Source organism: Lentzea sp. NPDC036955, assembly GCF_055608005.1.
The window spans coordinates 438,211-451,438 of sequence record NZ_JBVJRC010000005.1 but is presented as its reverse complement, the minus strand read 5'-3'; the positions used below and the strand labels follow the sequence as shown (position 1 = coordinate 451,438).

Sequence of the window (13,228 nt, the reverse complement as noted above, 5' to 3'; positions counted from 1 at the left end):
ACGCCCGAACGAGCCGCCGGATCCGACTGGGTCCGGCGGCTCGTTTTTCCAGCCCTCACAGGAGTTCAGGCCATGTACCACACCGATCGCGGCATCGAGGAGCTCGAGAAGCGGCGCGGCGAGGAGGAGGTCACGTTCGCGTGGCTCGCCGACAAGCTGCGGGAGTTCGTCGACGCCAACCCCGACTTCGAGACGCCGATCGAGCGCTTCGCCACGTTCCTGGCGCGCGACGACGACGACTTCGAGGACTAGTCCCACCCGAGGCGAATAAGGTGACGTCCCATGCCTTCAGAACGAATAGAAGGCATGGGAAAGATCCTTGGTCTGCTTGGTGCGGCCATCGCTCCACCGGTCGCCGCGTTCACCTTCTTACAAGCGCTGCAGACTTGGGCGAAGACGCACCCAGCGCTGGCTCTCGCGGCTTTGGTGGGCTACGAGGCCGTGATCCTCGGTATCGGCTTCGTGAGCAAGCTCGTCGGCGGAACTGCGGATGAGCTGAACAAGCGCTGGAAAGACCCCCTCGCGAAGACGATCGACGAGGGCGCTCGCCGACGACTGTCGCGCTATGAGCGCCGTTACCGCGATTTCGTCTTCGGCAACTTGAGGTACATCGACCTCAAAGGCCTTGCAACAATAGGCTTCTACACGCCAGAACTTGATGAGGTCTTCGTTGACGTAAGCCTCGTGTACAGCGATCCCTCGACGATCCCGTCCGACGTCTTGGGACGATCGCAAGTCCACCCGGACAGGCATTTCATCGGTGATCTTGTTGACCAGTCGAAGCCTGCAGTGCTCGCTGTGATCGGCCCACCCGGCTGCGGCAAGACGACGTTGCTCCGCCACACCGCGTTGCGCATGTGCCGCCAACGGCACCGCCGCCGCAGGATTCCGGTGCTGCTCTACCTGCGCGACCACCTCCAGGCCATCACAGATGGCACTCCACTACCGGATCTGATCGACAAGGCTGCCCCGACTGGATGGTTCGAGCGAAAGCTGCGCGCCGGTTCATGCGTAATTCTCCTCGACGGGCTCGACGAGGTAGCGGACCAGAACAACAGGCACGAGGTGTCCGACTGGGTGGAGCGCCAGGTAAACCGCTACCCCTCGAATGACTTCGTGATCACGTCTCGTCCACACGGGTACCAATCGGCGCCAATCTCGGGCGCCGCCATCGTGCAGGTACGCGGCTTCACCGACAAGCAAGTCACAACGTTCGCGCGGAGCTGGTACCTGGCGTTCGAACAGCGCAGCACCGGCAAGAAGTCCTCCGAGGTGGCCCGCCGAGCCGAAAGCGAGGCGGCCGACCTCCTTAAACGACTGCACGAGACCCCCGCACTCTACGAGCTGACCGTGAACCCCTTGTTGCTCACCATGATCGCTAATGTGCACAAGTTCCGGGGCGCGCTACCCGGCAGTCGCGTTGATCTCTACAGTGAGATCTGCCAGGTGCTGCTGTGGCGGCGCCAGGAAGCCAAGAAGCTCTCGTCAGAGCTGAATGGCGAACAGAAGATGACACTCCTGAGCGGGCTCGCCTTTTCAATGATGAGCCGCAAGCTTCGCGACATCAGCCGAGAACAAATCGAGACGGAGTTCCGCACGTCCCTCAAGCGAATGGCACGCGACATGGACGAGATCGGCTTCCTCGCCGACATGACGTCCAACGGACTCCTTTTGGAACGTGAGCGGGATTCCTTCGCTTTCGCGCACATGACCTTTCAGGAATATCTTGCCGCTCATCACGTGCGGGAGAAGCAGTTGACCCGTGTACTGGTCGACAAGGTCGATGACGTGTGGTGGCGTGAGACGATTCTGTTGTACGTGGCGCGCACGAGCGCCGATCCGATAGTTCAGGCGTGCTTGGACTCGGGATCGATCCGCGCGTTGTCGCTGGCGTTCGACTGCGCCGAGCAAGGCAGTGAACTGGCACCGGAACTACGAGCCGAACTTGACCGGATGCTGGACACCGTGACCGATCCGGAGGCCGACACCCAACTACGCGAGCTCATGATTTTTGTCGTATTGCAACGGAACTTGCACAACTTCGTCCGCGCAGAGCAGGGAACACGCCTGTGCGCCAGTCCAGTACCCGTGCACATTTACAAGTTGTTCCTCGAGTCCCACCCGCAATGCGTGCCCGATGCGCCCTTGGACGCTCCTGACCAGCCCGTTCGCGGAGTAAGGCTTGAGGATGCACTCGACTTCGCCGCATGGCTCAACAGCAAGACCGCCAGCGAGACGACCTTTCGCCTGCCAAGCGACAGTGAGCTGAAGTCGTCACCGCTGGCAACAAAGCTAGGTCCACTGCTTCCATGGACCGCAGAAGACAACGGGGCGACAACTGAAGATTGGGTCCTTCGCCGGTCCACCCAGTTCGGGATCACACTGGCAGAGCTACATGCTGATTTACAAAAAGATTTCAGCCTGTTACCTGACGTGACAGATTGCGCATACCGAGCAAGAATTGCGCACGACGGCGCCCAAAATCTTTACCTCCCCTACCTCGAGCTTGAAACCCTGAATTTTGAACACCCTCCAACCACCGACTACGCAGCTGCGGTGGGCCGCACGATCAATGAAGCGCTCAAACGCTCGGACGCCCAATCAAGAGCCGCTTTCGCGGAAAGTTTCCCACGGGCTTTCGTCGACGTGATCCGTCGCAAGGGAAGCGGCAACTACCTGGCGATCCCCAGCTTGATAGCCGCCTCAATCACAGCGGTACGGACTGCACCGATGAGCCGTTGGGGAAAACGCTCAGTCATGAACTTCGCCGCTGTAGCGGAGAAGGCGCTCTCTCGAGCCACTCCGCTCACACCGACACTAGCGGCCGAGTTGCGGATCGCCGCGATCTGCCTGTCGGAAGAAACCGCTAGAAACGAATCAGATTTCTGGTGGATCGCCGTCGGCGTGTCGGTCATGCAACGACGCGCCGACGGCAGGCTCCCCGCGAACGAGACGATCCTCCTGGCTACTGACTGATCGGCATCACCAGGCGTAGGCCTCTGGGGCCGGCTTGGAGCCGTTGGGAGCGGGGGCGGGGAAGAGTTCGTCGAGCTTCGAGAGAACGTCCGCGTCGAGCTTCAGCTCCGCCGCTCGCAGTGAGCTGTCGAGCTGCTCGCCGGTGCGCGGGCCGATGATCGGCGCGGTCACGCCCTCCTGGTGCAGCAGCCACGCGAGACCGACGTTCGCCGGGTCCTCACCGATCTCCGCGCAGAGCTTCTCGTAGGCGTCGATGGCGTCGCGGTGCTTCTCCAGCGCGTCCGAGGAACGGCCGGAGGCGCTGCGGGAGGCGCCGCCCTCGCGCTGCTTGCGCAGCACGCCGCCGAGCAGGCCGCCGTGCAGCGGTGACCACGGGATGACGCCGAGGCCGTAGTGGCGCGCGGCCGGCAGCACCTCCAGCTCGATCCAGCGGGTCATCAGGTTGTAGATCGACTGCTCGGACACCAGGCCGAGGAACCTGCGGGTGCGCGCGGCCTCCTGCGCCTGGGCGAGGTGCCAGCCGGCGAAGTTCGACGAGCCGAAGTAGATGACCTTGCCCTGCTGGCGCAGGACCGAGAAGGCCTCCCAGATCTCGTCCCACGGCGTGTCCCGGTCGACGTGGTGCATCTGGTACAGGTCGATGTAGTCGGTCTGCAGGCGCTTCAACGAGGCGTCGGCGGCGCGGCGGATGTTCAACGCCGACAGCTTCGTCTCGTTCGGCCACTCGCCCATGCTGCCGTAGAGCTTGGTGGCGATGACGGTCTTCTCGCGCCGGCCACCGCCCTGCGCGAACCACCGGCCGATGATCTGCTCGGTGACGCCCTCGCCCATCTTCCAGCCGTAGACGTTGGCGGTGTCGAAGAAGTTCAAGCCGTGCTCGTGGGCGCGGTCCATGATCGCGTGGCTGTCGGCCTCGGTCGTCTCGGGGCCGAAGTTCATGGTGCCGAGGCACAGGCGGGAGACAGAGAGGCCGCTGCGGCCGAGGTTCGTGTAGTCCATGGCTCAACCCTGCCCCTCCCGGCAGTGCTTGGCCACGTGGAGCTGCTCCAGGTGCGCCCGGCGCGGCCTTTCACAGCCGCCACAGCTCGGCCACAGTTTTGACAGTATTGCCGGCTGAATTTTCGAACCTCCCATTTCACCCGTTGGTGCGGTTAAGTTCGTCACGTTCCCCAAGTTCATTCCCTGCCAGGAGGAACCAATGGCACGACAACGAGGTCGTGTGGCGGTTGCGGCGGCACTCGGCATCGCTTCCACGGCGATCTGGGCGCCCACCGCGGTCGCTGAGCAGGCCGTGCTGCCCGGTGCCGGCGAGAAGGCCGTCGAGGGCAGCTACATCGTGGTGCTGAAGGACGGCGCGCACACCCCTGCCGCGACGCTGGCCTCCCGCTACCGCGGCACGGTCCGGCACACCTTCACGACCGCGCTGAACGGCTTCTCCGTGGCCGGTCTGTCCGAGCAGCAGGCCCGCAGGCTGGCGGCCGACCCCGCCGTCGACTTCGTCGAGCGCAACACGTTCGCGACGATCCAGGGCACCCAGGCCAACCCGACCTGGGGACTCGACCGGATCGACCAGGCGAGCCTGCCGCTGAACCGCTCCTACACCTACCCGAACACCGCCGGGAACGTGACGGCGTACATTCTCGACACCGGCATCCGCAAAACGCACGTCGATTTCGAGAACCGCGCCTCGGACGGTTACGACTTCATCGACAACGATTCAGTGGCGCAGGACTGCAACGGCCACGGAACACATGTCGCGGGCACCGTCGGCGGTAAGTCCTACGGCGTTGCCAAGCAGGTGAAGCTCGTCGGCGTGCGGGTGCTCGACTGCGCGGGCAGCGGCCCGTGGGACGGCATCATCCGCGCGATCGACTGGGTCACGCAGAACGCGAAGAAGCCGGCCGTGGTGAACATGAGCCTCGGTGGCAGCGGCACGAACAGCTCGTTGGAGAACGCGGTGCGGCGCTCGATCAGCTCCGGCACCACCTACGTGCTCGCCGGCGGCAACAGCGGCCAGGACGCGTGCGGCTTCACCCCCGCCCGCACCCCCGAGGCGATCACCGTGGGTGCGTCGGACCGCAACGACCGGCGGTCGATCTGGTCGGCGGGCTCGTCGAACTACGGCCGGTGCCTGGACATCTGGGCGCCGGGCAGCGAGATCGTGTCCGCGTCGCACAGCAGCGACACCGGCACGCGCTCGATGGGCGGCACCTCGATGGCCTCCCCGCACGTGGCGGGTGCCGCGGCGCTGTACCTGAGCGCCAACCCGTCGGCGACGCCCGCCCAGGTGCGCAACGCACTGGTCGGCGCGGCGACGCCGAACAAGCTCACCGACACCAGGACCGGTTCGCCGAACCTGCTGCTGAAGGTGTGAGACATGCCGTCGTCGTCACTCCCTGCACCGGCGACGGCCATCCTGCGCCCTTGATGCTCCGGCCGAATGCGGCTCGGCCGTGAGCGTCGATCCACCGGGGGCGCCTCGCGGTGGGAGTGGGTACTAGTCCCACTCCCACCGCACTCCGTAGATGCCCGGCTTCGCGTTGCGCACGTGGATGTGGGTGGACGCGGTGGTCCCGATCCACAGGTCCGACACCGCGGTCTCCGGTTCGTGCAGCGAGGGCCGGGTGAACTCGAAGCACCGCGCGGGCACGGCGTCGGGGTGGAAGTCGATCTGCAGCACGTAGTCGCCCACCGGCCGCAGGAACCGCCGGTCGCAGACCTCGCTCTCCGCGCCGGGCCGCATCTTGGCCGTGTAGTCGACCAGGGCGGTCTCCCCCGCCCGCAGCATCCGGTCGAACAGGATCTCCGCGACGAGGAACCCGGTGGTGTCGTCGCTGCGCACGCGCCCGAGCCGGCACGGCGGACCCGCCTCGACCGTCGCGACACCGAGGTCGGTGGCGTCGGCCAGCTGGATCGCGAGGAACCGGTCGACCCCGTCCTCCAGTGCCTGCACGACACCGGTGCAGTGCATCTCGACCTCACGCCGGTCCGGCCCGATCACCTGCCGGTCGCGCACGGTCAGGTAGGTCGACGCGGTGGGTTGCAGGCGGTCGATCCGCGCCATGACCTCACCGAGGTCGGTGGCCCGCGAGTCCCACATGTCCTCCAGCGACATCGCCTGCCCGACCCAGCGGCCGCGGGGGCGCTTGTCGCCGAGGCGGTCGGTGAGGTGGCCGTCCGCAAGCCCGAGGAGCTCCTCCAGCGCCGTGACGACCTTCAGCGACTCGGGGCGTTCCGGGCGGCTGCGGCCGCGGCGCCAGTAGCTGAGCGTCGACACGCTCACCTGCATGCCGCGGGCGGCCAGGTGGTGCTGGATCCGTTCGAGGCTGAGCCCGCTGTCGTCGACGGCCCTGGTCAGCGCGTCCGCGAAATCCGCCACGGGTGGAACCATACGGCCGCCGGGCCCTGCGCCAGTAGGCCCACCCGGAGGGTTACAAGATCGCTACCTCGTTCGGTGCCAGATCACCTGTTCGCCGTTCTTCCAGACGGCGTGCGTGAGCGGCACGCCGGGCCGGTAGGCGAGGTGGGTGATCGACGGCGCGTCCAGCACGTGCAGGTCGGCGCGGGCACCGGCGCGGATCACGCCGACGTCGTCGCGGCGCAGGGCCAGCGCACCGCCGAGCGTGGCGGCGCGGACGGCCTCCTCGACGCTCAGGAACATCTGCAGCACCGCGGTCGCCACGCAGAACGCCATCGACGAGGTGTAGGACGAGCCGGGGTTGCAGTTGCTGGCCAGCGCCACGGTCGCGCCCGCGTCGAGCAGGGCCCGTGCCGGGGGCAGCGGCTGGCGGGTGGACAGGTCGCAGGCCGGCAGCAGCGTGGCGACCGTGTCCGACGACGCCAGCGCGTCGACGTCGGCGGCCGACAGGTAGGTGCAGTGGTCGACGGAGGCGGCGCCGAGCTCGACGGCCAGCCGGACGCCGGGGCCCTCGCCGAGCTGGTTGCCGTGCACGCGCAGGCCGAGGCCCTTCTCCCGTGCCGCGAGCAGCACCGCCCTGGACTGGTCGTGGTCGAACGCGCCCTTCTCGCAGAACACGTCGGCCCAGCGCACCAGCGGCGCCACGGCGTCGAGCATCTCGCCGCGCACCAGGTCGACGTAGGTGTCGGCGTCCTCGCCGGGCGGGACGAGGTGGGCACCGAGGAACGTGACCTCCTCGACGTGCTCGGCGGCGATGCGGGCCGACCGCACCTCGTCGCGGACGTTCAGGCCGTAACCGGTCTTGGTCTCCAGGAACGTGGTGCCCTGCCGCAACGCCTCGGCGACGTGCCGGCGCACCCCCTCGGACAGCTCCTGGTCCGACGCCCCGCGGGTCGCGCCGACGGTGACCGCGATGCCGCCCGCGGTGTAGGGCTGGCCGGCCATGCGCGCGCCGAACTCGGCGGTGCGGTCGCCCGCGAAGACCAGGTGGGTGTGCGAGTCGACCCAGCCGGGCAGCACCGCTCGGCCCTCGACGTCGACCTTCACGTCGGCGGCGGGGGCGTGCGCGGCGGACCCGACCCACGCGATCCGGTCGCCGTCGACGACCAGCGCGTCCCCGGTGTCGTCGGTGTTCGTGGTGAGCTCACCGATGCCGGTGATCAACACGCTCATGCCCACAGCTCCTCGATCGCGGACGCCAGCAGCCGGCCGACGTCTCCCAGGGTCTCGTGCACGCCACCGGAGGCCACCACCCGGCCGCCGACCACCACGGTGTCCACGTCGGACGCCGTCGCGGACAGGAACACCTGCTCCGGCAACGACCCGGCGGTGCGCGGGGTCGAGCAGCTGATCGCCACCAGGTCGCAGGGCGCGCCCGGTTCGATCCGCCCGCCGTCGCGGCCGAGCGCCGAGTGCCGGGTGGCGGCGGCGCGCAGCTCGACCGGCGAGAACCGGCCGCGCTGCCCGGTGCGGAGGCGTTCGCCGTGCTCCAGCGCGCGCGTTTCGAGCAGCGGGTCGACGACGGCGTGCTGGTCGCTGCCCAGTGACAGCGGGCTGCCCGCGTCGGCGAGCTCGCGGGCCGGTCCGATGCCGTCGGCCAGGTCGGCCTCGGTGGTCGGGCAGAAGCACGCGCCGGTGCCGGTGCCGCCCAGGGTGGCGATGTCCTCTGCCGTGAGGTGGGTGGCGTGCACGGCGGTGGTGCGCGGGCCCAGCGCCCCCGCCTCGGCCAGCAACGCGGTCGGCGTCAGGCCGTAGGCCGCGAGGCAGGACTCGTTCTCCGCGGGCTGCTCGGAGAGGTGCACGTGCAGCGGCGCGTCCGGAAACGCTTGCGCCACCACGGGAAGCTCCGCGCGCGGGACGGCCCGCACGGAGTGGATCGCGGCACCGACCAGCATCACGTCGTCGGCCTTCAGCTCCGCGACGCGGTTCGCCCACGCCTCGGCGGTGCCGTCGGAGAACCGCTGCTGCACCTCGTTGACCGGCTGGTCGATGCCGCCGGCGAGGTAGCAGGTGTCGAGCAGGGTGAGCCGGATGCCCGCGTCCGCCGCGGCCTCCCGCAGCGCGTACCCGAACTCGTTCGAGCGGTCGTGCACGTAGTGGAACTCGCCGACGGCCGAGACCCCGGCGAGCGCCATCTCCGCGTAGACCGCGCGGGCCAGGCGGTAGTAGGACTGCGGCGTCAGCTTGGACGCGAGCGCGTACATGCCCTCGCGCCACGTCCAGAACGTGCCGCCGCCGTCGTGCGTACGGCCGCGGAGCGCGCGGTGGAACGCGTGCGAGTGGGCGTTCGCGAAGCCCGGCACGACGACGCCGTACAACCGGCGCACGCCCAGCGGGATCGTGTCCACGGTGGACACACTCGCGATCTTCCCGTCCTCGACCCTGATCAGCACCCGGTCCGCGAGGCCGTCGGGCAACCAGGCCCGCTCGCACCAGAAGTTCATGACCCGAGGTGTTCGATCGTGGCGGCGAGGGCGCGCACGCCCTCGTCGACGTCGGCCTGCTCGGCGAACTCCTCCGGCGCGTGGCTCACGCCGGTCGGGTTGCGCACGAACAGCATCGCCGTCGGCACGTGGGCGGCGAGGATGCCGGCGTCGTGGCCCGCCCCCGTCGGCAACGCCGGAACGCCGCCGAGCGCACCCGCGATGTCGTCCCGCAGCGCGCTGTCGAAGTGCACCGTGTCGCCGTACGACTCCTCGGTGATCCGCAGCTCGCAGCCCTCCTCCTCGGCCGCCTGGCGGGCTGCCTCGGAGATCTCCGCGACCATCGCGCGGGTGCGTGCGTCGTCGCTGTCCCGCGCGTCGAGCCAGACGTCCACGGTGGACGCGATGACGTTGGTGCCACCGGGGTTGGGGACGAGCCTTCCCACGGTGGCACGGCCGCCACCCCTGGCCGCCTTCCTGGCGGCGAGGACGAGCCGGGACGCGGGGAGCATCGGGTCGCGGCGGTCCTCGATCAACGTCGCCCCGGCGTGGTTGCCCTCGCCGGAGAACGTGAAGCGCCACCGGCCGTGCGCGAGGATGCGGCTGGCCACGCCCACCGGCACGGTGAGGCCGCGACCCTGTTCGACGTGCAGCTCGACGAACCGGCCGATGCGCCGCAACGCCCGTTCGTCGCGCCCGACCAGGTCCGGGTCGTGGCCGGCCGCCTTCATGGCCTCGGCCAGCGTGACGCCGTCCGGGTCCTTGAGCGCCAGCGCCTTCCCGGGCGGGATGGCCCCGGTCAGGAGCCTGCTGCCGAGGCAGGCGACACCGAACCGGCCGCCCTCCTCCTCGGCGAAGACCGCGATCGCGAACGGTCGTGCGGGCTGGAAGCCCTTGGCCTGCAACAGGTCAACGGCCTCCAGCGCCGACGTGACGCCGAGCGGGCCGTCGAACGCGCCGCCACCGGGCACGGAGTCGAGGTGGCTGCCGGTGACGAGCGCGTCGTCGCCGGGCTCGCCCCACCACGCCCACAGGTTGCCGTTCCGGTCGGTCTCCACGCCGAGACCGCGCCGGACCGCCTGCTCCACGAACCAGTGCCGCAGCTCCAGCTCGGGCTTGTCGTACCCGTGCCGCGAGTAGCCGCCGCGCTTAGAGTCCCTGCCGACGTCCGCGATCTGGTCGAGCATCAACCCTCCACCGGACTGTGCATCATCGGGATGCGGACGCCCTTGTCCGCGGCCACGGTCTTCGCCTCGTCGTACCCGGCGTCCACGTGCCGGATGACGCCCATGCCGGGGTCGTTGGTCAGCACGCGCTCGATCTTCTGCGCGGCCAGCTCGGTGCCGTCGGCGACGGTGACCTGGCCGGCGTGGATGGACCGCCCGATGCCCACGCCACCACCGTGGTGCAGCGACACCCACGTCGCACCCGAGGCCGTGTTGACCAGGGCGTTCAGCAGCGGCCAGTCGGCGATCGCGTCGGAGCCGTCGGCCATCGCCTCGGTCTCGCGGTACGGCGAGGCGACCGAGCCGCAGTCGAGGTGGTCGCGGCCGATGACGATCGGCGCGGACAGCTCACCGGAGGCGACCATCTCGTTGAACTTGAGGCCCGCCAGGTGCCGTTCGCCGTAGCCGAGCCAGCAGATGCGGGCGGGCAGGCCCTGGAACTCGACCCGCTCACCGGCCATCTTGATCCAGCGGTGCAGCTGCTCGTTCTCCGGGAACAGCTCCAGGATCGCCCTGTCGGTCTTCGCGATGTCGGCCGGGTCGCCGGACAGCGCGGCCCAGCGGAACGGGCCCTTGCCCTCGCAGAACAGCGGCCGGATGTAGGCGGGCACGAAGCCGGGGAACGCGAACGCCCGGTCGTAGCCGCCGAGCTGCGCCTCACCGCGGATCGAGTTGCCGTAGTCGAACACCTCGGCGCCGCGGTCGAGGAACCCGACCATGGCCTCGACGTGGTCGGCCATCGACTTGCGCGCGCGGTCGGTGAACTCGTCCGGCTTCGCCGCCGCGTAGTCCTGCCACTCGTCGAGCGGGACGCCGACCGGCAGGTACGCCAGCGGGTCGTGCGCCGAGGTCTGGTCCGTGACGATGTCGACGGGGACCTCGCGGCGCAGCAGCTCGGGCAGGACCTCCGCCGCGTTGCCCACGACGCCGACGGACACGGCCTCACCGGCGGCCTTCGCGGCCAGCACCCGTTCGATCGCCGAGTCCAGGTCGTCCGCGATCTCGTCGAGGTAGCGGGTCTCCAGGCGGCGCTGGGCGCGGTGCGGGTCGACCTCGACGCACAGCGCGACGCCCTCGTTCATCGTCACGGCGAGCGGCTGCGCGCCACCCATGCCGCCGAGGCCCGCGGTGACGGTCAGCGTGCCCTTGAGCGTGCCGTTGAAGCGCTTGGTGGCGACGGCGGCGAACGTCTCGAACGTGCCCTGCAGGATGCCCTGGGTGCCGATGTAGATCCACGACCCGGCGGTCATCTGCCCGTACATCGTGAGGCCCTCGGCCTCCAGGCGGCGGAACTCGGGCCAGTTCGCCCAGTCCGGCACGAGGTTCGAGTTCGCGATGAGCACCCGCGGCGCCCACTCGTGCGTGCGCATGACGCCGACCGGGCGGCCGGACTGCACGAGCAGCGTCTCGTCGGCCTCCAGGTTCCTCAGCTCACGCGAGATCGCCTCGAACGACGGCCAGTCGCGCGCCGCCTTGCCGGTGCCGCCGTAGACCACGAGGTCCTCGGGGCGCTCGGCGACGTCGGGGTCGAGGTTGTTGTGGAACATCCGCAGTGCGGCCTCGGTCGGCCAGCTCTTCGCGGTCAGTTCGGTGCCGCGGTCGGCGCGAACGGTGGTCATCACAGAGCTCCACTTCGAATCAGGGCCTCGGCGGCGGCGATCTCGGGCGCGAGGTGGCGGTCGGGGCCGGGGCCCTGGACGGTCTCGCGCAGCTTCGCCACGGCGGCGGCGGTCGCGGGGGCGGGCTTGAGGGGCGCGCGCAGGTCGAGGGCCCGCGCGGCGGTGAGCAGTTCGACGGCCAGCACGGTCGTGAGCCCGTCCACGGCCTTGCGCAGCTTGCGCGCGGCGGACCAGCCCATCGACACGTGGTCCTCCTGCATCGCCGACGACGGGATGGAGTCGACGGAGGCGGGCACGGCCAGGCGCTTGAGCTCGGACACGATCGCCGCCTGGGTGTACTGGGCGATCATGTGGCCCGAGTCGACACCGGGGTCGTCTGCGAGGAACGGCGGCAGGCCGTGCGAGCGGGAGACGTCGAGCATGCGGTCGGTGCGGCGCTCGGCGATCGAGGCAACGTCCGCGACCGGGATGGCGAGGAAGTCCAGCACGTACGCGACGGGCGCGCCGTGGAAGTTGCCGTTGGACTCGACCCGGCCGTCGGCCAGCACCACCGGGTTGTCGACGACCGACGACAGCTCGCGGTCGGCCACCGTCGCCGCGTACGCCACGGTGTCGCGGGCGGCGCCGTGCACCTGCGGGGAGCAGCGCAGCGAGTACGCGTCCTGCACGCGGGTGCAGTCGGGGCCGCGGTGCGAGGCGACGATCTCGGAGTCCCGCAGGAACGCGAGCATCCTGGCCGCCGAGAGGTTCTGACCGGGGTGCGGGCGCAGCGCGTGCAGCTCCGGCTCGAAGACGCGGTCGGTGCCGAGCAGGGCCTCGACGCTCATCGCGGCGGTGAGGTCGGCGACGTCGAGCAGCCTGGTCAGGTCGGCGATCGCGAGCGACAGCATGCCGAGCATGCCGTCGGTGCCGTTGATGAGCGCGAGGCCTTCCTTCTCGGCCAGCCGCACCGGCTCGATGCCCGCGGCCCTGAGCGCGTCGGCGGCCGGGACGAGCTCGCCGGCCGCGGTGCGGACCATGCCCTCGCCCATCAGCGCGAGCGCGCTCGCCGACAGCGGCGCCAGGTCGCCGGAACAGCCCAGCGAGCCGAACTCGTGCACCACCGGCGTGATGCCGGCGTTCAGCATCCCGGCCATCGCGTCGACGGTGGACAGCCGGACACCGGTGTGGCCGGTCGCGAGGGTGCGCAGCCGCAGCAGCATCAGCGCCCGCACGACCTCGCGCTCCACCTCGGGGCCGGAGCCGGCCGCGTGCGAGCGGATCAGCGAACGCTGCAGCTGGGCGCGGCGGTCCGGCGGGATGTGCCGGACGGCGAGCGCGCCGAACCCGGTCGAGACGCCGTAGGTGGGGCGTTCGGCCGTGGCGAGCTGCTCGATGTGGCCGCGGGCCGTGCTGACCGCCTCGCGGGCCGCCTCGGTGATAGCCACCGGCGCACCGTCGCGGGCGACGGCGTGGACGTCCTCCAGGGTCAGCGGCTTCGGACCCAGCTCCACCGGTTGTGTCATGCAGACATCACAGCGCTCCGGGACCGCCTCAGCGACCCCGGAGCGCTCGATCGTGTCTGGG

10 protein-coding genes are annotated in these 13,228 nt (G+C 69.7%); 3 read left to right on the top strand and 7 right to left on the bottom strand.

Features of this window, described 5'->3' with window-relative positions; translation table 11 throughout:
- The first annotated feature begins 72 nt into the window (after positions 1–72).
- Both ACZ7CF_RS19475 and ACZ7CF_RS19470 read left to right on the top strand, forming a co-directional pair.
- Positions 73–252: a DUF6104 family protein gene (locus tag ACZ7CF_RS19475; protein WP_030471325.1), complete on the top strand. Its 180-nt coding sequence runs from the start codon at positions 73–75 to the stop codon at positions 250–252.
- Between the two features lie 30 nt (positions 253–282).
- Positions 283–2,976, top strand: coding sequence for an NACHT domain-containing protein (locus tag ACZ7CF_RS19470; RefSeq protein WP_470370183.1), 2,694 nt, complete (start codon positions 283–285; stop codon positions 2,974–2,976).
- A 6-nt stretch (positions 2,977–2,982) separates the two neighbouring features.
- On the opposite strand, the gene ACZ7CF_RS19465 is transcribed toward ACZ7CF_RS19470, so the two are convergent.
- Positions 2,983–3,975 carry an aldo/keto reductase gene (locus ACZ7CF_RS19465; protein WP_470370182.1) on the bottom strand — a complete coding sequence of 331 codons (993 nt, stop codon included), beginning with the start codon at positions 3,973–3,975 and terminating at the stop codon, positions 2,983–2,985.
- Positions 3,976–4,174: 199 nt separating this feature from the next.
- Between ACZ7CF_RS19465 and ACZ7CF_RS19460 the strand changes: the two genes are divergently transcribed.
- Positions 4,175–5,350 carry a S8 family peptidase gene (locus tag ACZ7CF_RS19460; RefSeq protein ID WP_360395206.1) on the top strand — a complete coding sequence of 392 codons (1,176 nt, stop codon included), beginning with the start codon at positions 4,175–4,177 and terminating at the stop codon, positions 5,348–5,350.
- A 123-nt stretch (positions 5,351–5,473) separates the two neighbouring features.
- Here ACZ7CF_RS19460 and ACZ7CF_RS19455 read toward each other — a convergent pair whose 3' ends face one another.
- The 6 genes from ACZ7CF_RS19455 to hutH all read right to left on the bottom strand — a co-directional run bounded on the left by ACZ7CF_RS19455 (position 5,474) and on the right by hutH (position 13,167).
- Positions 5,474–6,355: a hypothetical protein gene (locus tag ACZ7CF_RS19455; protein WP_470370181.1), complete on the bottom strand. Its 882-nt coding sequence runs from the start codon at positions 6,353–6,355 to the stop codon at positions 5,474–5,476.
- Positions 6,356–6,418: 63 nt separating this feature from the next.
- A complete protein-coding gene (gene hutI / locus ACZ7CF_RS19450) occupies positions 6,419–7,567 on the bottom strand; it encodes an imidazolonepropionase (RefSeq protein WP_470370180.1) in 1,149 nt (382 codons plus the stop codon).
- The gene (locus ACZ7CF_RS19445; protein ID WP_470370179.1) at positions 7,564–8,838 is read right to left on the bottom strand and encodes a formimidoylglutamate deiminase; all 1,275 of its coding nucleotides are present in this window, start codon (positions 8,836–8,838) and stop codon (positions 7,564–7,566) included. Before ACZ7CF_RS19445 ends, hutI begins: the two co-directional genes overlap by 4 nt.
- On the bottom strand, positions 8,835–10,004 hold the full coding sequence (locus ACZ7CF_RS19440) for an allantoate amidohydrolase (protein ID WP_470370178.1): 1,170 nt from the start codon (positions 10,002–10,004) through the stop codon (positions 8,835–8,837). The genes ACZ7CF_RS19445 and ACZ7CF_RS19440 overlap by 4 nt, the downstream gene beginning before the upstream one ends.
- Entirely contained in the window at positions 10,004–11,665 is a 1,662-nt protein-coding gene (hutU, locus tag ACZ7CF_RS19435; RefSeq protein ID WP_360395191.1) for a urocanate hydratase, read from the bottom strand. The genes ACZ7CF_RS19440 and hutU overlap by 1 nt, the downstream gene beginning before the upstream one ends.
- Entirely contained in the window at positions 11,662–13,167 is a 1,506-nt protein-coding gene (gene hutH / locus ACZ7CF_RS19430) for a histidine ammonia-lyase (protein WP_470370177.1), read from the bottom strand. The genes hutU and hutH overlap by 4 nt, the downstream gene beginning before the upstream one ends.
- Positions 13,168–13,228: the final 61 nt, after the last annotated feature.

Bases quoted from the DNA above. Each gene is read 5' to 3' on its own strand.
- ACZ7CF_RS19465 (WP_470370182.1), bottom strand. From the start codon at position 3,975: ATGGACTACACGAACCTCGGCCGCAGCGGCCTCTCTGTCTCCCGCCTG.
- ACZ7CF_RS19470 (WP_470370183.1), top strand. From the start codon at position 283: ATGCCTTCAGAACGAATAGAAGGCATGGGAAAGATCCTTGGTCTGCTT.
- hutH (WP_470370177.1), bottom strand. From the start codon at position 13,167: ATGACACAACCGGTGGAGCTGGGTCCGAAGCCGCTGACCCTGGAGGAC.
- ACZ7CF_RS19445 (WP_470370179.1), bottom strand. From the start codon at position 8,838: ATGAACTTCTGGTGCGAGCGGGCCTGGTTGCCCGACGGCCTCGCGGAC.
- ACZ7CF_RS19460 (WP_360395206.1), top strand. From the start codon at position 4,175: ATGGCACGACAACGAGGTCGTGTGGCGGTTGCGGCGGCACTCGGCATC.
- hutI (WP_470370180.1), bottom strand. From the start codon at position 7,567: ATGAGCGTGTTGATCACCGGCATCGGTGAGCTCACCACGAACACCGAC.
- ACZ7CF_RS19440 (WP_470370178.1), bottom strand. From the start codon at position 10,004: ATGCTCGACCAGATCGCGGACGTCGGCAGGGACTCTAAGCGCGGCGGC.
- ACZ7CF_RS19475 (WP_030471325.1), top strand. From the start codon at position 73: ATGTACCACACCGATCGCGGCATCGAGGAGCTCGAGAAGCGGCGCGGC.